The 21,275-nt window shown below is 62.4% G+C and carries 16 protein-coding genes and 2 tRNA genes; 14 read left to right on the forward strand and 4 right to left on the reverse strand.

Annotated elements, in window-relative coordinates; all coding sequences use genetic code 11:
* The first annotated feature begins 13 nt into the window (after positions 1–13).
* From H0I86_RS02775 to H0I86_RS02830, 12 genes are all read left to right on the forward strand, one after another.
* The gene (locus H0I86_RS02775) at positions 14–874 is read left to right on the forward strand and encodes an NAD(P)H-hydrate dehydratase (protein WP_180923945.1); all 861 of its coding nucleotides are present in this window, start codon (positions 14–16) and stop codon (positions 872–874) included.
* Positions 862–1,332: a tRNA (adenosine(37)-N6)-threonylcarbamoyltransferase complex ATPase subunit type 1 TsaE gene (tsaE, locus tag H0I86_RS02780; RefSeq protein ID WP_009041903.1), complete on the forward strand. Its 471-nt coding sequence runs from the start codon at positions 862–864 to the stop codon at positions 1,330–1,332. The genes H0I86_RS02775 and tsaE overlap by 13 nt, the downstream gene beginning before the upstream one ends.
* Positions 1,333–1,335: 3 nt before the next feature.
* Positions 1,336–2,763 carry an N-acetylmuramoyl-L-alanine amidase gene (locus tag H0I86_RS02785; RefSeq protein WP_196762704.1) on the forward strand — a complete coding sequence of 476 codons (1,428 nt, stop codon included), beginning with the start codon at positions 1,336–1,338 and terminating at the stop codon, positions 2,761–2,763.
* Positions 2,760–4,670: a DNA mismatch repair endonuclease MutL gene (mutL, locus tag H0I86_RS02790; protein ID WP_180923947.1), complete on the forward strand. Its 1,911-nt coding sequence runs from the start codon at positions 2,760–2,762 to the stop codon at positions 4,668–4,670. The genes H0I86_RS02785 and mutL overlap by 4 nt, the downstream gene beginning before the upstream one ends.
* Positions 4,670–5,641, forward strand: a complete 972-nt coding sequence (miaA, locus tag H0I86_RS02795; protein ID WP_180923949.1) for a tRNA (adenosine(37)-N6)-dimethylallyltransferase MiaA — start codon at positions 4,670–4,672, stop codon at positions 5,639–5,641. Before mutL ends, miaA begins: the two co-directional genes overlap by 1 nt.
* 93 nt (positions 5,642–5,734) lie before the next feature.
* Positions 5,735–5,995 (forward strand): RNA chaperone Hfq, encoded by a 261-nt coding sequence (hfq, locus tag H0I86_RS02800; protein ID WP_007921378.1) that lies wholly within the window; start codon positions 5,735–5,737, stop codon positions 5,993–5,995.
* 12 nt (positions 5,996–6,007) lie between these two features.
* Entirely contained in the window at positions 6,008–7,309 is a 1,302-nt protein-coding gene (gene hflX, locus H0I86_RS02805) for a ribosome rescue GTPase HflX (RefSeq protein WP_007921372.1), read from the forward strand.
* 96 nt (positions 7,310–7,405) lie between these two features.
* Entirely contained in the window at positions 7,406–8,575 is a 1,170-nt protein-coding gene (gene hflK, locus H0I86_RS02810; protein WP_180923951.1) for an FtsH protease activity modulator HflK, read from the forward strand.
* A complete protein-coding gene (gene hflC / locus H0I86_RS02815; RefSeq protein WP_009046691.1) occupies positions 8,575–9,444 on the forward strand; it encodes a protease modulator HflC in 870 nt (289 codons plus the stop codon). The genes hflK and hflC overlap by 1 nt, the downstream gene beginning before the upstream one ends.
* A gap of 315 nt (positions 9,445–9,759) precedes the next feature.
* A complete protein-coding gene (locus H0I86_RS02820) occupies positions 9,760–10,947 on the forward strand; it encodes an ATP phosphoribosyltransferase regulatory subunit (RefSeq protein WP_180923953.1) in 1,188 nt (395 codons plus the stop codon).
* A gap of 54 nt (positions 10,948–11,001) precedes the next feature.
* A complete protein-coding gene (locus H0I86_RS02825; RefSeq protein ID WP_009041907.1) occupies positions 11,002–12,294 on the forward strand; it encodes an adenylosuccinate synthase in 1,293 nt (430 codons plus the stop codon).
* Between the two features lie 138 nt (positions 12,295–12,432).
* Positions 12,433–14,367 (forward strand): methyl-accepting chemotaxis protein, encoded by a 1,935-nt coding sequence (locus H0I86_RS02830; protein ID WP_180923955.1) that lies wholly within the window; start codon positions 12,433–12,435, stop codon positions 14,365–14,367.
* Positions 14,368–14,431: 64 nt separating this feature from the next.
* Here H0I86_RS02830 and H0I86_RS02835 read toward each other — a convergent pair whose 3' ends face one another.
* From H0I86_RS02835 to H0I86_RS02850, 4 genes are all read right to left on the reverse strand, one after another.
* The gene (locus H0I86_RS02835) at positions 14,432–15,997 is read right to left on the reverse strand and encodes an ABC transporter permease (protein ID WP_180923956.1); all 1,566 of its coding nucleotides are present in this window, start codon (positions 15,995–15,997) and stop codon (positions 14,432–14,434) included.
* Positions 15,997–17,022, reverse strand: coding sequence for an extracellular solute-binding protein (locus H0I86_RS02840; RefSeq protein ID WP_180923957.1), 1,026 nt, complete (start codon positions 17,020–17,022; stop codon positions 15,997–15,999). Before H0I86_RS02840 ends, H0I86_RS02835 begins: the two co-directional genes overlap by 1 nt.
* Before the next feature lie 201 nt (positions 17,023–17,223).
* Positions 17,224–17,310: transfer RNA gene (locus tag H0I86_RS02845), tRNA-Leu, on the reverse strand.
* 170 nt (positions 17,311–17,480) lie between these two features.
* A tRNA-Leu gene (locus H0I86_RS02850) sits at positions 17,481–17,567 on the reverse strand.
* Positions 17,568–17,791: 224 nt separating this feature from the next.
* Here H0I86_RS02850 and rnr point away from each other — a divergent pair.
* Together rnr and rlmB are read left to right on the forward strand one after the other, a co-directional pair.
* Positions 17,792–20,398: a ribonuclease R gene (gene rnr, locus H0I86_RS02855; RefSeq protein WP_180923958.1), complete on the forward strand. Its 2,607-nt coding sequence runs from the start codon at positions 17,792–17,794 to the stop codon at positions 20,396–20,398.
* A complete protein-coding gene (gene rlmB / locus H0I86_RS02860) occupies positions 20,395–21,162 on the forward strand; it encodes a 23S rRNA (guanosine(2251)-2'-O)-methyltransferase RlmB (RefSeq protein WP_053259429.1) in 768 nt (255 codons plus the stop codon). The genes rnr and rlmB overlap by 4 nt, the downstream gene beginning before the upstream one ends.
* The last annotated feature ends 113 nt before the right edge of the window (positions 21,163–21,275 follow it).

The raw sequence follows: 21,275 nt of genomic DNA on the forward strand, positions 1-21,275 counted from the left end.
AGCCCGAAGACGCATGCCGCAGACAAAACACCCTTTACCCGACATTCAGTTGCTGACGCCTGGCACATTGCCGCGGCTGGCTGCCCGTGCGCCAAGCGCCCATAAAGGTCAGTTCGGGCACCTGTTGCTGATCGGCGGCGATCGCGGTTTTGGCGGCGCGGCGCTGCTCTGCGCCGAGAGCGCCTTGCGCAGCGGTGCCGGGATGGTTTCGCTGGCGACTCGTAGCGAACATGTGCCAGCTGCTCTGGCCCGGATTCCGGAGGTCATGACCCTGGGCGCGGATTCGGCCAACCAGTTGATGGGCTTGCTGGAGCAGGCCTCGATCATCGTGGCCGGCCCTGGGCTGGGGCAGGCGGCCTGGGGGCGCAGCCTTTTATCTGCCGCCGCCAATGCGCCGCGGCCCCAGGTCTGGGATGCCGATGCGCTCAATCTGTTGGCCAAGGGCGGTTTGGCCCTGCCGCCGGGTAGCGTGATCACCCCGCATCCGGGGGAAGCCGCGCGGCTGTTGGGGATCTCCACCGCGCAGGTGCAGGCGGATCGCCCGGCTGCCGCTCGGGCGCTGAGCAAAAAATATACAGCTGTGACCATCCTGAAGGGCGCCGGAAGCCTGGTTGCCAGCCCTGATGGCCGCTTGGCCCGCTGCGACCGCGGGCATCCAGCCATGGCCACGGCGGGACTGGGGGATGTGTTGGCCGGTCTGGTCGGGGCGCTGCTGGCCCAGGGGATGTCGGCGTTCGATAGCGCTTGCCTGGCGGTCTGGCTGCATGCCGTCGCGGGCGAGCATCAAGGTAAATTGGGCCGGGGGCTGGCGGCCAGCGATCTGATCCCGGTCATTCGTCAGTTGCTGGAGGAGCAATCACCGTGTCTGAAATAACCCTGTATCTGGCAGACGAAGACGCCATGATCGCCTTTGGCGCGCGCCTGGCGCAGGTCACTCAAGGGGTGGGTGTGATCTTTCTGGAAGGCGATCTGGGGGCGGGGAAAACCACACTGTCCCGGGGCCTCATCCGTGGCCTGGGACATGCCGGCGCGGTGAAAAGTCCGACCTTTACCCTGGTCGAGCCCTACGAGATCGGCGATGTGCGGGCCTTCCACTTCGATCTTTATCGCCTGGTCGATCCTGAGGAGCTGGAGTTTCTCGGCATCCGCGATTACCTGGAGGGTGATGCACTGTGTCTGATCGAGTGGCCCCAGCGTGGTGCGGGCTTTTTGCCAAAGCCGGACCTGACCATTACCATTAGCCCGCATAACAGCGGGCGTTCCCTGCATTTGTTGTCGCAAGGCTCGCGTGGCGAGGCCTGGTGTGCCGCTTTGGCGTTGGAATTCAAATAATTGATGGGGTTAGGTATGCGCATTCGCGCGTTGGTTGCTGTCGTAGGACTGTTGCTTACGGCATTGGCCGTCGACGCTCTGGCCGCTACACAGGTCCGCAGCGTTCGCCTGTGGCGGGCACCGGATAACACTCGACTGGTATTTGACTTGTCCGGTCCGGTCCAGCACAGCGTCTTCACCCTGACGGCCCCTGATCGTCTGGTGATCGATATCAACGGTGCGACCCTCGGCGGGCCGTTGAATGTCTCCACGGCGAATACGCCGATTACCGCCATGCGTTCGGCCCAGCGCACTCCCACCGACCTGCGGGTGGTCGTCGACCTGAAAAAGGCCGTCACCCCCAAGAGTTTTACCCTGACGCCCAATGCCCAATACGGCAATCGCCTGGTGGTCGACCTGTTCGATAACCCGGCGGACGCCGCGCCGACGCCGCCACCGGCACCGAATGTCGCGACCGTGCCGGCAGTCCCGGTAACGCCGACCAAGCCTGAGATCAAGCTGCCGCCGGCCCCGGCCGGCAAACGCGATATCGTCGTGGTCATCGATGCCGGTCACGGTGGCGAGGACCCGGGTGCCTCCGGCTCTCGCGGCCAGCACGAAAAAGACGTGGTACTGGCCATCGCCCGCGAGCTGCAGCGCCAGATCAATGGCCTCAAGGGCTTCCGCGCCGAGCTGACCCGTACCGGCGACTACTTCATTCCGTTGCGCGGTCGTACCGAGATCGCCCGCAAGAAAGGCGCCGACCTGTTTGTCTCGATCCACGCCGACGCGGCACCGTCCCGCGCGGCCTTCGGGGCTTCGGTGTTCGCGCTCTCCGACCGCGGCGCCACGTCCGAGACGGCCCGTTGGCTGGCGGACAGCGAAAACCGTTCCGACCTGATCGGCGGGGCCGGCAACGTCAGCCTCGATGACAAGGACCGGATGCTCGCCGGCGTATTGCTGGATCTGTCCATGACGGCCTCGCTGACTTCCAGTCTGAACGTCGGCCAGAAAGTGCTCAGCAACATCGGCCGGGTCACCCCGCTGCACAAACAGCGCGTCGAGCAGGCCGGGTTCATGGTGCTCAAGTCTCCGGACATTCCGTCGATCCTGGTGGAAACCGGCTTTATCTCCAATGCCAACGAAGCCTCCAAGCTGGCCACCGTCAGCCACCAGCAGGCACTGGCGCGTTCCATCAGCAGCGGCGTGCGGCAGTTCTTCCAGCAGAACCCGCCGCCGGGCACCTACATCGCCTGGCTGCGTGATTCCGGGAAGATCGCCCAGGGGCCGCGCGACCATCGCGTGAGCCCGGGCGAAACCCTGGCGATGATCGCCGTGCGTTATCAGGTTTCCGCCGCCACCCTGCGCAGCGCCAACAACCTGAGCAGCGATGAGCTGAAAATCGGTCAGACCCTGACCATCCCGGGTACAGAACTGGCGGCCAAGGAATGAATGACGCAGTCATCAGCAGCGCCCGCATCGAGCTGCTCAGCCCACGGCTGGCGAACCAGATTGCCGCCGGTGAGGTGGTCGAGCGTCCGGCATCGGTGATCAAGGAGTTGCTGGAGAACAGCCTGGACTCCGGCGCCAAGCGCATCGATGTGGACGTCGAGCAGGCGGGCGTCAAACTGCTGCGGGTGCGCGACGACGGTAGCGGCATCTCCGCGGACGATCTGCCGCTGGCCCTGGCGCGCCACGCCACCAGCAAGATTCGCAACCTCGAGGATCTGGAACAGGTCATGAGCCTGGGCTTTCGGGGTGAGGCGCTGGCCTCCATCAGCTCGGTCGCCCGCTTGACCCTGACTTCCCGCACCCGCGAGGCCGATCAGGCCTGGCAGGTGGAAACCGAAGGCCGCGACATGGCGCCACGCGTGCAGCCGGCGGCGCACCCGGTCGGTACCTCGGTGGAGGTCCGCGACCTGTTCTTCAACACCCCGGCCCGGCGCAAGTTTCTCAAGGCCGAGAAAACCGAATTCGATCACCTGCAGGAAGTGATCAAGCGCCTGGCGCTGGCGCGTTTCGATGTCGCGTTTCACCTGCGCCACAACGGTAAAAGCGTCCTCAGCCTGCATGAAGCCAGCGATGATGTGGCGCGTGCGCGGCGGGTGGCGGCGGTGTGCGGTTCGGGCTTTCTCGAGCAGGCGCTGCCGATCGAGGTCGAGCGTAATGGCCTGCATCTGTGGGGCTGGGTAGGCTTGCCGACTTTTTCCCGCAGCCAGGCGGACCTGCAGTATTTCTACGTCAACGGCCGCGCGGTGCGCGACAAGCTGGTGGCTCACGCGGTGCGCCAGGCTTACCGCGACGTGCTGTTCAACGGTCGGCATCCGACCTTTGTGCTGTTCTTCGAAGTCGACCCCGCGGTGGTCGACGTCAACGTGCACCCGACCAAACACGAAGTGCGCTTCCGTGACGGGCGCATGGTTCACGACTTCCTGTATGGCACCTTGCACCGCGCCCTGGGCGATGTCCGGCCGGAAGACCATCTGGCGGCGCCTGCAGCGGTTGCCGGCATCGTGCGGCCGAGCGGGATCGAGGCCGGCGAGTTCGGCCCCCAGGGCGAAATGCGCCTGGCGGCGAGCATGACGCTGGAGCAGCCGCAGGCCCAACCGGCCTTCAATCCGCCGGGGACGGGTTCGGGGGCGGGTTATCAGTACCAGTACACGCCGCGTCCGCAGCCAGTGTTGCCAGCGGCCGAGGCGCAGAGCGCCTATCGTGAATTCTTCGCGCCCTTGCCTGAGTCCGGGGCAGCGACCTTGCCGGACGCTCAGGGCGATATCCCGCCGCTGGGCTATGCGCTGGCGCAGCTCAAGGGCATCTATATCCTCGCGGAAAACGCCCAGGGCCTGGTGCTGGTGGACATGCACGCGGCCCACGAGCGGATCATGTACGAGCGCCTGAAGGTGGCGATGGCCAGCGAAGGCCTGAGTGGCCAACCGCTGCTGGTGCCGGAGTCGATTGCAGTCAGCCAGCGCGAAGCCGACTGCGCCGAGGAGCACGTCAGCTGGTTCCAGCGCCTGGGGTTCGAGTTGCAGCGCCTGGGCCCTGAGTCGCTGGCGATCCGGCAGATTCCGGCCCTGCTCAAGCAGGCGGAGGCCAACCGACTGGTGCATGATGTCCTGGCCGACCTGATGGAGTACGGCACCAGCGACCGTATCCAGGCGCATCTCAACGAGTTGCTGGGCACCATGGCCTGCCACGGGGCGATCCGGGCCAATCGACGCCTGGCCCTGCCGGAAATGAACGGCTTGTTGCGCGACATGGAGAACACCGAGCGCAGCGGTCAATGCAACCATGGCCGACCGACCTGGACCCAGTTGGGCCTGGACGATCTGGACAAACTCTTCTTGCGCGGTCGTTGATGAGCCAGCTTCCTCCAGCGATCTTCCTGATGGGCCCGACTGCCGCTGGCAAGACCGACCTGGCCATCGAACTCACCAAGGTTCTGCCTTGCGAGCTGATCAGTGTCGATTCGGCACTGGTCTACCGCGGCATGGACATAGGCACAGCCAAGCCGTCCAAGGAAATCCTGGCCGAGTTTCCGCACCGCCTGATCGATATCCTCGACCCGGCCGAGAGCTATTCGGCAGCGGATTTCCGTACCGATGCGCTGGCGGCCATGGCCGATATCACCGCGCGCGGCAAGATTCCACTGCTGGTGGGCGGCACGATGCTCTATTACAAGGCTTTGCTCGAAGGCCTGGCGGACATGCCGCCGGCCGACCCGCAGGTCCGCGCCGAGCTTGAAGAAGAGGCCGCACGCCTTGGCTGGCAGGCCCTGCACGACCAACTGGCGGCCATCGACCCCGAGTCGGCGGCGCGGATTCACCCTAATGATCCCCAGCGCCTGACCCGGGCGCTGGAAGTCTATCGGGTCAGCGGCCTGAGCATGACCGCCCACAGGCTGCGACAATCTGCGCAAAGTACTGAAGCAGCCGCTTCGGGACGGGGACAATTGCCCTATACTGTCGCGAACTTGGCCATTGCCCCGGCAAACCGTCAGGTACTGCATGAGCGCATTGCACAAAGATTCACAATTATGTTGGAACAGGGATTCGTCGACGAGGTCGTAGCTCTGCGTTCTAGAAGTGACCTGCATGCAGGGTTGCCGTCTATACGTGCTGTAGGCTACCGACAGGTCTGGGATCATCTGGATGGCAAGCTGTCATTCGCCGAGATGCAGGAGCGCGGCATCATTGCCACGCGCCAATTGGCGAAGCGCCAGTTCACCTGGTTGCGCAGCTGGGCTGATTTACACTGGCTGGACAGCCTTGATTGCGACAATCTGCCACGCGCCTTGAAATACCTGGGAACGGTCTCCATATTGAGCTGAGTCCTTGCAATTGCCGTCTATCCTTGGGGGTGGGGCGGTTTTAGCCATCTGTTTTCTGATTTCTTATTATTGATCCTTAAAGGAGTGCGGCACATGTCAAAAGGGCATTCGCTACAAGACCCTTACTTGAATACTTTACGTAAAGAGAAAGTTGGGGTTTCCATCTATCTGGTCAACGGGATCAAGCTGCAAGGTACGATCGAGTCTTTCGACCAGTTCGTTATCCTGCTGAAGAACACCGTCAGCCAAATGGTTTACAAGCACGCTATCTCGACAGTGGTACCGGTTCGTCCAATTCGCCTGCCTAGCGCATCCGAATCCGAACAGGGTGACGCTGAGCCAGGTAACGCCTGATAGGAGTCTCCTTTGTTCTTTGAGCGCCACGGTGGTGGTGAGCGTGCAATTCTCGTTCACTTGGATGGTCAGGACCCTGAGGCGCGCGAAGATCCGCAGGAGTTTCAGGAGTTGGCAATATCGGCCGGCGCCGAGACCGTCGCGTTTGTTAACGTGCCGCGTCATCGGCCAACCGCCAAGTACCTGGTTGGCAGCGGCAAGGTCGAAGAATTACGCGACCTGGTCAAAGCCGAACAGGTCGATCTGGTGATTTTCAATCACATCCTCACACCCAGTCAGGAACGTAACCTCGAACGTGCTTTCGAGTGTCGCGTGATTGACCGCACGGGTCTGATTCTCGATATTTTCGCCCAGCGCGCCCGCACTCACGAAGGCAAGCTCCAGGTAGAACTGGCCCAGCTTGAGTATATGAGTACGCGTCTGGTTCGTGGCTGGACTCACCTTGAGCGGCAGAAAGGCGGTATCGGCCTGCGTGGCCCGGGTGAAACCCAGCTCGAGACCGACCGGCGTCTTCTGCGGGTTCGCCTGCGGCAGATCAAGGCCCGGCTGGAGAAGGTCCGCAGTCAGCGCGAGCAGGCCCGTCGTGGGCGCAAGCGTGCCGATATTCCTTCGGTATCGTTGGTGGGCTACACCAACGCCGGCAAATCCACCTTGTTCAACTCCGTGACCGAGTCCGATGTATTCGCGGCCAACCAACTGTTCGCCACCCTCGATCCGACCTTGCGCCGGCTCGAGCTGGACGATCTTGGTCCGGTCGTCTTGGCCGACACCGTGGGGTTCATTCGTCATCTGCCGCACAAACTGGTCGAGGCGTTTCGGGCTACGCTCGAAGAGTCGAGCAACTCCGACCTGCTGTTGCATGTGATCGATGCCCATGAGCCCGAGCGCATGGCCCAGATCGAACAGGTCATGGTGGTGCTCGGCGAGATTGGGGCCCAGGACTTGCCGATACTGGAGGTCTATAACAAACTCGATTTGCTCGAGGGGGTAGATCCGCAGATCCAGCGCGATGCCGATGGCAAGCCGCAGCGGGTCTGGCTGTCGGCCCGTGAGGGGCAAGGGCTGGACCTGCTCAAACAGGCCATTGCCGAGCTGCTCGGCGAGGATTTGTTCGTAGGCACCTTGCGCTTGCCGCAGCGTTTTGCTCGACTGCGAGCGCAGTTCTTCGAGTTGGGCGCAGTGCAGAAAGAAGATCACGACGAGGAAGGTGTCAGCCTGCTGGCTGTCCGCTTGCCGCGAGTCGAGCTGAATCGACTGGTAAGCCGCGAAGGCATGCAACCGCTGGAGTTCATCGAGCAACACACTTTGCAATAAAAGCCTGAGAAAGCGGTTGTGCCGCTGTAGCAGGCATTCTGTAGCATTGGTCGGCGCGCCGTGGGTGCGTCTTTGCTTTATCAGATGGAGAGCGCTATGGCTTGGAATGAGCCGGGTGGCAACTCGAATAATCAGGATCCTTGGGGTGGTAAGCGCCGCAACAATGGCGACCGCAAGGGGCCACCGGATCTCGACGAGGCCTTCCGCAAGCTGCAGGAAAGCCTGAATGGGTTGTTCGGTGGTGGTAAGAAACGTGGTGACGATGGTGGCAGTTCCGGTAAGGGCGGCGGTCTCGGCCTGCTCGGTATCGGTCTGGTCGTGCTGGCGGCTGTGTGGCTGTATAGCGCGGTGTATGTCGTGGACGAGCAGGAGCAGGCCGTGGTGCTGCGCTTCGGCAAGTACTACGAGACCGTCGGCCCGGGCCTGAACATCTACTTCCCGCCGATCGATCGCAAGTACATGGAAAACGTCACGCGCGAGCGTGCCTATACCAAGCAGGGTCAAATGCTGACTGAAGACGAAAACATCGTCGAAGTGCCGCTGACCGTGCAGTACAAGATCAGCAACCTGCAGGACTTCGTGCTGAACGTCGATCAGCCGGAAATCAGCCTGCAGCACGCCACCGACAGTGCCCTGCGCCACGTAGTGGGTTCCACCGCGATGGACCAGGTGCTGACCGAAGGCCGTGAATTGATGGCCAGCGAGATCAAGGAGCGTCTGCAACGTTTCCTCGACACCTATCGCACCGGTATCACCGTTACCCAGGTGAACGTACAGAGCGCAGCGGCACCGCGTGAAGTGCAGGAAGCCTTCGATGACGTGATCCGCGCTCGTGAAGACGAGCAGCGTTCGCGCAACCAGGCTGAAACCTATGCCAACGGTGTCGTGCCGGAAGCCCGTGGTCAGGCCCAGCGCATCATCGAGGATGCCAATGGTTATCGCGATGAAGTGGTTTCCCGCGCCAAGGGTGAGGCCGATCGCTTCACCAAGCTGGTGGCCGAGTACCGCAAGGCGCCTGAAGTCACCCGTCAGCGCCTGTACCTGGATACCATGCAGGAAGTCTTCAGCAATACCAGCAAGGTTCTCGTGACCGGCAACAAGAACGGCCAGAGCAATCTGCTGTACCTGCCGCTGGATAAAATGGTCGAGAGTGGCCGCAGCACCAGTGCTCCGGTGACTGGCGCAGCAGCCAGCAGCAACGAAGCGAATGCGCGTGCGGCAGCTGATCTGCAGCAACAGCAAGCGCGTACCAGGGAGAGTCGCTGATGAGCAATAAATCGCTGATCGCCCTTATCGTCGGCGTCGTCGTGGCGATCGCTGCCTGGAACTGCTTCTACATCGTCGCTCAGACCGAGCGCGCGGTGTTGCTGCAGTTCGGTCGTGTGGTCCAGGCTGACGTTCAGCCGGGCCTGCATGTGAAAGTGCCCTATGTGAACCAGGTGCGTAAGTTCGACGCTCGCCTGATGACCCTGGATGCACCGACCCAGCGTTTCCTGACGCTGGAAAAGAAAGCCGTGATGGTCGATGCCTATGCCAAATGGCGCGTGAAGGATGCGGAGCGTTTCTACACCGCGACTTCCGGCCTCAAGCAGATCGCCGACGAGCGTCTTTCCCGTCGTCTGGAGTCGGGCCTGCGTGACCAGTTCGGTAAGCGCACCCTGCACGAAGTGGTGTCCGGTGAGCGTGATGCGCTGATGGCGGATATCACGGCTTCGCTCAACAAGATGGCCGAGAAAGAGCTGGGCATCGAAGTGGTCGATGTCCGGGTCAAGACCATCGACTTGCCGAAGGAGGTGAACCGCAGCGTCTTCGAGCGCATGAGCACCGAGCGTGAGCGTGAAGCTCGTGAACACCGCGCCAAGGGTAACGAGCTGGCGGAAGGTATTCGTGCCGACGCCGATCGTCAGCGCCGCGTACTGCTGGCCGAGGCCTATCGTGAGTCGGAAGAGATTCGCGGTGACGGCGATGCCAAGGCCGCAGCCATTTACTCCAAGGCCTACGGTCAGGACCAGGAGTTCTACGGTTTCTACCGTAGCCTGCGTGCCTATCGCGAAAGCTTCGCGAACAAATCCGACGTCATGGTCCTGGATCCAAGCAGCGACTTTTTCCGTTATCTGGAAAAGGCCAAGCCTTGATGCGACGTTGACCTGAATCGCCCCGCCCGGCGGCTAAAGTGTCTGGCGGGGTGATCCTTTGGGAAAACGAGTGTATGATGCGGCAGCCGGGAAATTCCCGGCTTTTTTGCGTCTGCACGTTTGATTGTGGTTGTTGGTGCAAGACGGCGAGTTGAACGACTCGACAGCTTTTTTCGAGGAAAGTGAGTGGCGAAGCCGGTTTCAGGCTTTTCGCCCCGTCGCCCATGCGCGTGGTTTGCGCATGAGCCGATCATTTTCTGCTTCACTCAAGGCCCGCCCATAGGCTGGCCGCCTGGATCACAGGGGAATGGCGTAATGGCAACGGTAGACCGCTGGCTGCTGCCAGATGGCATCGAAGAAGTACTGCCACCTGAGGCGGCGCGCATTGAAGTTGCGCGTCGTCAGGTGTTGGATCTGTTCCAGAGTTGGGGTTACGAGTTCGTCGTGACCCCTCATATCGAGTATCTGGAATCCTTGCTGACCGGCGCGGGCCAGGACCTCGACCTGCGTACCTTCAAGGTCATCGACCCGCAATCGGGTCGGCAGATGGGTTTCCGCGCCGACATTACGCCGCAGGTGGCCCGTATCGATGCGCATACCCTGCGTCGCGAAGGCCCGAGCCGCCTGTGCTATGCCGGTAGCGTGCTGCATGCGCAGCCGCGTGCCTTGTCGTCCTCGCGCAGCCCGATTCAATTGGGCGCCGAGTTGTATGGCGATGCGAGCCCGAGCAGCGATGTTGAAGTCATCAGCCTGATGCTGGCGATGCTGCAGCTGGCCGATGTGCCGGATGTGCACATGGACCTGGGGCATGTCGGTATCTACCGTGGCCTGGCCCGCGCGGCCGGCCTCTCCGGCGAAGTGGAACAGCAACTGTTCGATGCCCTGCAACGCAAGGCCATCGACGAGGTCATTACCTTGACCGAAGGCCTGCCGGCCGATCTGTCCGGCATGCTGCGGGCGCTGGTCGACCTGTGCGGCGGCCGTGAAGTGCTGTCTGCGGCCCGCGAGCGTCTGGCCAATGCACCGGCGCCAGTGCTGGCGGCGCTGGACGACCTGCTGGCGATTGCCGAGCGTCTTTCCGTGCGTTTCCCTGAATTGCCGCTGTACTTCGATCTGGGCGAACTGCGTGGCTACCACTACCACACCGGTGTGGTGTTCGCGGTGTTCGTGCCGGGCGTTGGCCAGTCCATTGCCCAGGGCGGTCGTTACGACGACATCGGCGCCGACTTCGGTCGCGCCCGTCCGGCAACCGGTTTCTCTACCGATTTGAAAACCCTGGTGACCCTGGGGCGTGCTGAGATCGAGCTACCGTCTGGCGGTATCTGGATGCCGGACAGTACGGATGCAGCCCTCTGGCAGCAGGTTTGCCAGTTGCGCAGTGAGGGTCAGCGCGTGGTTCAGGCCTTGCCTGGACAACCATTGGCCGCCGCCCGTGAAGCGGACTGCGACCGGCAATTGATTCAGCAGAACGGGCTTTGGCAAGTATTGCCGCTGGCTTCTTGAGTTTTCCCGCCGGCCGTTGCCGGCACCAAGTTTGCGCGAATGAGGACAAGTGTTATGGGTAAGAATGTCGTAGTCCTGGGCACCCAGTGGGGTGATGAGGGCAAAGGCAAGATCGTTGATCTGCTGACCGAACATGCTGCCGCCGTAGTGCGCTACCAAGGTGGCCACAACGCTGGCCACACCCTGGTGATCGATGGCGAAAAAACCGTCTTGCACCTGATCCCTTCGGGCGTGCTGCGCGAAGGCGTTCAGTGCCTGATCGGCAACGGCGTGGTGGTTGCACCGGACGCCTTGCTGCGTGAGATCGTCAAGCTGGAAGAAAAAGGCGTACCGGTGCGCGAGCGCCTGCGTATCAGCCCATCCTGCCCGCTGATCCTGTCCTACCACGTAGCGCTGGACCAGGCGCGTGAAAAAGCCCGCGGCGAGCAGAAGATCGGTACCACCGGTCGCGGCATCGGCCCGGCTTACGAAGACAAGGTCGCTCGTCGCGGCCTGCGTATCGGCGACCTGTTCCACCGCGAGCGTTTCGCCGCGAAGCTGGGCGAGTTGCTGGACTACCACAACTTCGTACTGGTCAATTACTACAAAGAGCCGGCCATCGACTTCCAGAAGACGCTCGACGAGTGCATGGAATACGCCGAACTGCTCAAGCCGATGATGCTGGACGTGACCGCCGAGCTGCACCAGCTGCGTCGCGCGGGCAAGGACATCATGTTCGAAGGCGCCCAGGGCTCGCTGCTGGACATCGACCACGGCACTTATCCGTACGTCACCAGCTCCAACACCACCGCTGGCGGTATCGCCACCGGTTCGGGCGTTGGTCCGATGTACCTGGACTACATTCTCGGTATCACCAAGGCTTACACCACTCGCGTAGGTTCGGGTCCGTTCCCGACCGAACTGTTCGACGACGTCGGCGCTTTCCTGGCCAAGCGTGGCCATGAGTTCGGTGCAACCACCGGCCGTGCCCGCCGTTGCGGCTGGTTCGACGCCGTCATCCTGCGTCGCGCCATCGACGTCAACAGCATCTCGGGCCTGTGCCTGACCAAGCTGGACGTGCTGGACGGCCTGGAAACCATCAACATCTGCGTGGGCTACAAGAACCAGGACGGTGCAGTCATCGACGCACCAACCGACGCCGACAGCTACATCGGCCTGGAGCCGGTGTACGAGCAGATGCCAGGCTGGAGCGAGTCGACCCTGGGTGCCAAGACCCTGGAAGAGCTGCCGGCCGCTGCCCGTGCCTACATCAAGCGTATCGAAGAGCTGGTCGGCGCGCCGATCGACATTATTTCGACAGGCCCGGACCGCAACGAGACCATCGTTCTGCGTCACCCGTTTGCTTGATAAGTCGTTGATGTAAAAAACAAAGGCCCCTCTTCAGGGGCCTTTGTCGTTTCTGCCTGTCACACGGCACGACCCTTGCTGTGATTTCCCCTTCCAGAGTGCCATCAGTTTGATGGCGTTGAAGTAGAGGGATTTCCTGTGTCGGCCGTTCTCTCACTGTTACAAAGCCGTTTGTTGCGGCCTGTGTTCGTTACTCTTGGTATCGCCCTTTTGGTGCAGGTGCTGGTTGCCGTTGCCCTGACCCGGAGCACGGTGACGGCGCTGGAGGCCGACCTGGCCGCGCGTCTGGGCGTCGATAGCCAGAAGCTCTCCGGCGAGCTGGAGCAGGCGGCTCGCGAAGTCACCTTGAGCCTGGAAAGCCTTTCCAGCAGTACCCGACAGCGCTTGACCGCCGGGCTGTCCTCGCGTCTGGAGGAAGAGCAGGCGCAATTGCGGGCGACGCTGGAGAAGGATCTCAAGGATTCGGCCAACGATATGGCCCAGTTGCTCGCTTCGGTGGCGCCGCGCGCCATGTGGGACAGCGACGTCCCAACCCTCTCCGAGTTCGCCCGGCGCGCCCAGCGCAATCCCAACGTGCTGTTCGTGGTATACGACGACGCCAATGGCGAGCACCTGACCCGTTACCTGAACCGGGAAAACCCGATCAACAAGGCGCTGCTGGAAAAGGGCAAGGGCGATCGCGCCCTGGATAAGGTGCTGGACGCGGCCAAGAACGATCCATCGGTCTATTACCTGGAGGCTTCCATCAGCCCTAACGGCGTGGAAATCGGCAAGGTGCTGATGGGGGTTTCCACGGCGTCGGTCGAGGCGGACGTAGCGGCGTTGGACAAGCGCTTCGCAGCCTTGATCGCCAGCAGCGATCGGTTGGTGGGCGATAGCCTCAAGGGCGCTTCGGCGGACAGTTCGGCGGCCATGCGCGCGCGCCTGCAGTCGGCGCAAACCACCGCTTCGGACATGCAGGCCAACACCGCCGGTACTGTGCAGGATGCGGCGGCCACTCTGCGCTGGCGCATTGGCGTGGGCCTGGCGCTGGTCGGCTGCGGGGTCCTGCTGTTGCTGGCGGTGGTGCTGGGGCGTCGGGTGGTCAGCAAGCTGCATCTGCTGATCGCCGCGCTGAATGATCTGGCGGCCGGTGAGGGCGATCTGACCAAACGGGTCCAGCTCAAGAGCAATGACGAGATCGGCGACATGGCGTCGGCGGTCAACCGCTTTGTCGACAAGTTGCAGCCGATCGTGCGCGAGGCGGGCGATGTGGCGCAGCGCACTGGCGTCGAAATCGGTGCAATGAGCCTGCGTAATGCCGGGGCCGACGCTGCGGCTGAGGCCCAGCGCGACGAGGTGGCGGAGAGCTTGCGGGCGCTGTCGCAGATGGCTGATGAAGCCCAGGCGGAAAGCCAGGCGATGCAGGCGGCCTTGCAGCAGGTGGTGGAGATCCGCCAGGCGACCGACGAAAACACCCGGACCTCGGCCCGGGTGGGCAGCCTGATCGAGGCGCTGGCGGGGCAGGTCGACACGGGCGCCAAGGTCATCGAGCGCCTGGCGCAGCAGAGCGAACAGATCGAGGTGGTGTTGACGGTGATTCACGGCATCGCCGAGCAGACCAACCTGCTGGCCTTGAATGCGGCCATCGAGGCGGCACGGGCCGGGGAAACCGGGCGCGGCTTTGCGGTGGTGGCCGACGAGGTCAGGGCGCTGGCGAGCAAGACGCAAAGCTCTACCGGGGATATCCAGGCGCATATCGGTGCTCTGCAGCAGGGCGCGCGCGAAGCGGTGGCGGCGATCGGCCAGGCCGGAAGGCAGGCCAGCGAAGGTCTGCTGGTGCTGCGCGACAGTGCGCGGTTGCAACAGTCGGTGCAATCGTCGGTGGAACAGGTGCACGCGGCGATTGGCCTGGCGACCCAGGCGGCGGCCCATCAGGCTCAGGGGGCGCAAGCGGTGCGCGGTCGGGTCGAAACCATCCATGCCCAGGCCGAGCGTGCGGCTCAGGCGGTGGTGGAAACCACGGCCAGCGGCAAGGTGCTGGATGGCCTGGCGGCACAATTGAAGGCCAGCCTGGGGCAGTTCCGGGCTTGAGTTTCCATAAGGCTTGAGTATTTTAGGGGGGGGCTCCTACAGAAGACTTTCTGTAGGAGCGGGCTCAGCGGCTCAGATACATCCTCGTCGTCAGCAGATAGACCGGTAAGCCCGACACCAGAATCAACAGCGCCGCATAAGGCGCTGCGGCTGCAAACTCCACATTCGCCGTGTGCGCCCAGACTTCCGTTGCCAGCGTATTCAGCCCGGTCGGGCTGAGCAGCAGGGTGGCCGTCAGCTCCTTCATGGCATCCAGGAATACCAGGGCGAAGGCGGCTCCCAGCGCGGGGGAAATGATCGGCAGGGTCACGCGGCAGAATGCCGTGAATGAGGAGGCGCCGAGAGTGCGGGCTGCTTCCTCGAGTTGCGGCGCCGCCTTGTTCAGGGCGGTGCGGATCGGCGCCTGCGCCAGGGGCAGGAACAGCAGGGCGTAGGCGATCAGCAGCAGGGCCGAGGTCTGATACAGCGCCGGCACGTAGTGCAGGGCAAAAAACACCAGTGTCAGGGCGATCACCAGGCCTGGCAGGGCGTGCAGCAGGTAAGGCAGGCGTTCGGCCCAGAGGGCCAGGCGACCCTTGTGGCGCACCACCAACAGCCCGACCGGTAGCGCCAGCGCCAGGCACAGTGCCGCGCCACCCAGTGACAGCGCCAGGGAGGAGAGCAAGGCTTCGCCGATGGCGGCTACCGGGAACGCAGCCGATGAGCCGACGGCCAGCCAGTACGCCAGCATGCCCAGCGGAATGCCGCTGCCGATCAGGCTCAGCAGCGCGCAGTACAGTTGCCCGCCAATCGCCCACTTGCCCAGGCGTACCTGCTCGGCATGTCGCGCCGCGCCCTGGCCGGTCCGTACATGACGACCTTTGCCACGAATCCGCAACTCCAGCCACAGCAGGGCCAGGCACAGCGCCAGCAACACGGCGGAAAGCATCGCCGCGTTGGCGTTGCTGAACTCCAGCTCGAACTGCTGATAGATCGCGGTAGTGAAGGTTTGCAGGCCGATGATCGACAGTGCGCCGAACTCCACCAGCATGTGCAGGGCGATCAGCAGCGAGCCGGACAGCAGCGACGGCCAGAGCAGGGGCAGGGTGATCCGGAAGAACACGCCCCAGCGATGCTGTCCGAGGGTGCGGGCCGACTCCTCCAGGGAGGGGTCGAGATTGCGCAGGGTAGCCGCGACAGGCAGGAATACTAGCGGGTACTTGGACAGGCTCATGACCAGGATCGCCCCGCCCAGGCCTTCGAAGCTGGCGCTGAGGGAGACCCAGGTGAAGCTGCTGACGAAGGCTGGTACGGCAAAGGGCAGGCACAGGACTACGCCCCAGAGGCGCCGCCCCGGCAAGTCGCTGCGTTCCAGCAGCCAGGCCAGCGACAGGCCGACGATGGCGCAGGTGACGGTCACACCTATGAGCAGCAGCAAAGTATTGCGCAGCAGGCCGAATACATAGGGGCGCCACAACAGATGCAGGGCTTCGGCCCAGCCGGCCTGCCAGGCCTTGAGCCCGACATAGAGCAATGGCAGCAGGCTGAGTCCGACCAGCAGCAGGACCGGCAGCAGCAGCCAGATCGATGGTCCCTTGCGCCTCGGTATGTAGGTTGTGCGCGAGGCGGGGGCGGGCAGCGATGCGCTCATCAGTTCAGGCCGACTTCGCGTTCCAGTTCCAGGGCTTCTTCGGCGTTGCCAAGGTCGGCCGGGGTGACTTTCGGCGCTTGCAGCTCACTGAACGGCTTGAGGCCGCGATCCGATTCCAGGCCTTTGCGCAGCGGGTATTCGGCGGTGGTCTGGGTGATCACGCGCTGGCCTTCTTCGCTGGCCATATAGGCGAGGAATTGCTGGGCTTCCTTGGGGTGTTTGCTGGACTTGAGTACCGCGGCGCTGGATACGGTGATCAGCCCGCCGGCATCGCCGCCGGTGAAATAGTGCAGCTTCGAGTCCAGCTGGCCTTTTTCGCGTTGCAGGGCGAACCAGTAATAGTTGTTCACCAGCACGGTGGCGACTTCGCTGTTTTCCACGGCCTTCAAGGCCACCATGTTATTGCTGTAGGTCTTGCCGAAGGCGCGCAGGCCGGTCAGCCATTCCTCGGCGGCGTCCATTCCGTGCAGCTTGATGATTGCCACGGCCTGTTCCTGGAATGCGCCGCTGGTAGGAACGAAACCTACCTTGCCTTGCCATTGTGGCTGGGAGAACTCCATCACCGATGCCGGCAGGTCCTTTTCGTCGATCAGCTTCGGGTTGAACGCCACCACGCGGACGCGGGCGGTGATGCCGATCCAGGTGCCGTTGCCGGCGACGTAATCCTTGGGCAGGACTTCAAGGGTCGCGGCATCGGTCTTGGCCAGCAGGCCCTGCTCGCCGAGTTTGTTCAGGGGCGGTGATTCTTCGGTGTAGATCACGTCGGCGGGAGAGCGTTCGCCTTCTTCCGCGATCTGGCTGGCAAGCTGGTTGCTGCTGCCTTTGCGCACATTGACGTGAATGCCGGTCTTGGCCTCGAAAGCCTTGGCGATGGCGTCGCCGACTTCCTTGTGTTGGCCGTTGTAGAGGGTCAGGGAAACCGGGTCGGCTGCTTGAGTGAGTGGAGATGCCAGGGTCAGGCCCAGCAAAGTGATGGTCAAGCCACGCAGAAGGGATGTTGGAAGGAAGGTGTTTTTAAACATCATTCGCAGGGTTCCTCGCTGTGGCGCCGCAAAAACTTGTAACAATCATAAACGATATTGTTTCTCATGTGCGGCTTGATGGGCTGGATAGTCCGAAGGAGAGGGCGCTTTGGTGGGGGAAATAATTGTTGTGGGCCAGAAACGCAAAAACCCGCTTTCGCGGGTTTTTGTGAGACTTCACAGCTATGCTGTGAAACTTGAATATGGTGCCCAGAAGAAGACTCGAACTTCCACGGCCTTGCGGCCACCAGCACCTGAAGCTGGCGTGTCTACCAATTTCACCATCTGGGCAGTATCAGCAGCGTTGCCGCTGTTGATGGGGCGAACTATACGGAGCGCCTTTGAATCTGTAAAGCCCTGTTTTGACTTAGATTCAATAAATCAAACACTTAGAATGCAAAAACCCGCTTTCGCGGGTTTTTGGAGGAGTCTGAAGATTCAAATGATCTGCAGCTCTGAATTGGTGCCCAGAAGAAGACTCGAACTTCCACGGCCTTGCGGCCACCAGCACCTGAAGCTGGCGTGTCTACCAATTTCACCATCTGGGCAGTATCGACAACGTCTCCGTCGTCGATGGCGCGCACTATACGGACCACCTTTTGAGCTGTAAACCCCTGATCTTGAAAATATTGAAAAAAATTCGTCGACGGCTTTTACAGGATGGTTCTGAAGCCTCTGAAGGACTTTTCGGAGCCTGTCTTAGCCTGAAATTTCCCGTTTCAATACGCGTATGCCAAACTAACCCGCATATAGACAAGGTGAAATTTATCTAATGGCCGATTGGCAGTCCCTCGATCCCGAGGCCGCTCGTGAAGCGGAAAAATATGAAAACCCTATCCCTAGCCGCGAATTGATCCTTCAGCACCTTGCTGATCGGGGTTCGCCTGCTAATCGCGAACAGTTGGTCGAAGAGTTTGGTCTGACCACAGAAGACCAGATCGAAGCCTTGCGTCGCCGCCTGCGCGCCATGGAGCGCGATGCTCAACTGATCTACACCCGTCGCGGCACTTATGCGCCGGTGGATAAGCTCGACCTGATCCTCGGCCGCATCAGCGGTCACCGTGACGGCTTCGGCTTCCTGGTCCCCGATGACGGCAGCGACGACCTGTTCATGAGCCCGGCGCAGATGCGCCTGGTGTTCGATGGCGACCGTGCGCTGGCCCGGGTTTCCGGCCTGGATCGCCGTGGTCGCCGTGAAGGCATGATCGTCGAAGTGGTGTCCCGTGCTCACGAGAGCATCGTCGGCCGTTACTTCGAAGAAGGCGGCATTGGTTTTGTGGTGGCGGACAACCCGAAGATCCAGCAGGAAGTGCTGGTGACCCCGGGCCGCAATGCCGGCGCCAAGATCGGCCAGTTCGTCGAGGTGAAGATCACTCACTGGCCGACTCCGCGCTTCCAGCCGCAAGGCGACGTGGTCGAGGTCGTGGGCAACTACATGGCCCCGGGCATGGAAATCGATGTTGCCTTGCGCACCTACGATATTCCTCACGTCTGGCCTGAGGCAGTGCTGAAGGAAGCCGGCAAGCTCAAGCCGGAAGTCGAAGAGAGGGACAAAGAGAAGCGCATCGACCTGCGCGATCTGCCGTTCGTCACCATCGACGGCGAAGATGCTCGCGACTTCGACGATGCGGTCTATTGCGAAGTCAAGCCTGGCAAGCTGCGCCTGTTCGGCGGTGGCTGGAAGCTGTACGTGGCGATTGCCGACGTTTCCAGCTACGTGAAGATCGGGTCGGCGCTGGATGCCGAGGCTCAGGTGCGCGGCAACTCGGTGTACTTCCCCGAGCGCGTGGTGCCGATGCTGCCGGAGCAGCTGTCCAACGGCCTGTGCTCGCTGAACCCGAAAGTCGATCGTCTGGCCATGGTGTGCGAGATGACCATCTCCAAGTCCGGCGAGATGACCGACTACCAGTTCTACGAAGCGGTGATCCACTCCAAGGCGCGCCTGACCTACAACAAGGTCAGCACTATCCTCGAGCAGCCGAAAACCAGCGAGGCCAAGCAACTGCGCGGCGAATACGCCGATGTCGTGCCGCACCTCAAGCAGCTTTATGCGCTGTACAAGGTGCTGCTCGGTGCCCGTCATGCCCGTGGCGCCATCGATTTCGAGACTCAGGAAACCCGGATTATCTTCGGTTCCGAGCGCAAGATCGCCGAAATTCGCCCAACTACCCGTAACGATGCGCACAAGCTGATCGAGGAATGCATGCTGGCGGCCAACGTGGCCACCGCCGAATTCCTCAAGAAGCACGAAATTCCTGCGCTCTATCGCGTCCACGACGGCCCGCCGCCAGAGCGCCTGGAAAAACTGCGTGCCTTCCTCGGCGAACTCGGCCTGTCCCTGCATAAAGGCAAGGACGGCCCGACGCCGAAGGACTACCAGGCATTGCTGGAAAGCATCAAGGATCGTCCGGACTTCCACCTGATCCAGACCGTGATGCTGCGTTCGTTGAGCCAGGCGGTGTACAGCGCTGACAATCAAGGCCACTTCGGCCTGAACTACGAAGCCTATACCCACTTCACCTCGCCGATTCGCCGTTACCCGGACCTGCTGACGCACCGGGCGATTCGCAGTGTCATCCACTCCAAGCAGAACACCCCTCACGTACGTCGTGCCGGTGCGATGACCATTCCGAAGGCGCGCATCTATCCGTACGACGAGGCGGTTCTCGAGCAGCTTGGCGAGCAGTGCTCGATGAGCGAGCGGCGTGCCGACGAAGCGACCCGCGACGTGGTGAACTGGCTCAAGTGCGAGTACATGAAAGACCGCGTGGGTGAGTCGTTCCCGGGTGTGATCACCGCGGTGACCGGTTTTGGTCTGTTCGTCGAGCTGACCGATATCTATGTCGAAGGTCTGGTGCATGTCACGGCGCTGCCGGGCGATTACTACCACTTCGATCCTGTGCATCACCGCCTGGCGGGCGAGCGCACCGGTCGCAGCTTCCGCCTGGGTGACAGCGTGGAAGTGCGGGTCATGCGCGTCGATCTGGACGAGCGCAAGATCGACTTCGAGATGGCGGAAAAAACCATCAGCGCGCCGATCGGTCGCAAGAAGCGCGGCGCCGTCGATGTGCCTCCGGCCAAGACTGCTGCCGAGCCAGCTCCAGCCAAGGCCGGGCGTCGTGGTCCGGCCAAGGAGAAGCCAATCGAGGCCTATCGCTCCAGCGATGCCGCGGCGAAAAACGCCGAAGTACGCAAGAGCCGGGAAATGAAGCAGGCGTTGCTGGCCGAAGCCAAAAGCGGTGGTAAAGCGGCGTCTGGGGGAAAGTCCGGAAAGCCTGCGTCCAGCAAGCCGAGCAAACATCGTAAAGGTCCGCCGAAAGCGGGCGCAGGTCCTGCGGCGAAAAGCGGCGGAGCACGTAAACCCAAGGCCAAGTCATGAGTCAGTTGGAAAAGATCTACGGCGTGCATGCTGTGGAAGCATTGCTGCGGCACCACCCCAAGCGCGTCAAGCAGATCTGGCTGGCCGAAGGCCGCAGCGATCCGCGCGTGCAGGTGCTGGTGGACCTGGCCGGGCAGAATCGCGTGGCGGTCGGCCAGGCCGAGCGTCGTGAAATGGATGCCTGGGTCGAGGGCGTTCACCAAGGCGTCGTGGCTGAAGTGAGCCCAAGCCAGGTCTGGGGCGAGGCGATGCTCGATGAGTTGCTCGACCGTACCGAGGGCGCGCCGCTGCTGCTCGTGCTGGACGGCGTGACCGACCCGCATAACCTCGGCGCCTGCCTGCGTACCGCCGATGCGGCTGGTGCGCTGGCGGTGCTGGTGCCGAAAGACAAATCGGCGACCCTGACCCCGACCGTGCGTAAAGTGGCGTGCGGCGCCGCGGAAGTGATTCCGCTGGTGGCCGTGACCAACCTCGCGCGCACCCTGGAAAAGCTCCAACAGCGCGGCCTGTGGGTTGTCGGCACCGCTGGCGAAGCCGAACAGGAGCTGTATGACCAGGACCTGACCGGGCCGACCATCCTGATCATGGGCGCCGAAGGCAAGGGTATGCGTCGCCTCACCCGTGAGCATTGCGACTTCCTGGTGCGCCTGCCGATGGCCGGTAGTGTCAGCAGTCTCAATGTCTCGGTGGCTACCGGCGTATGCCTGTTCGAAGCCACGCGCCAGCGTGCGGCCAAGGCCAAGAGCGCAGCCAGGAAGGCCTGAGTTTCTTCCCTCCTATGCAGGTGCGAGCTTGCTCGCGATAGCGGCCCGGCTGAGGTGCTGCAATCGTGAGCAGGCCCCTCCGGCAGGTTTGGCGTGCCCTGGCGCCCAATTGT

The sequence above is a fragment of the Pseudomonas chlororaphis subsp. aurantiaca genome (genome assembly GCF_013466605.1).
In the GTDB taxonomy this organism is placed as follows: Bacteria; Pseudomonadota; Gammaproteobacteria; order Pseudomonadales; family Pseudomonadaceae; genus Aquipseudomonas; species Aquipseudomonas chlororaphis_I.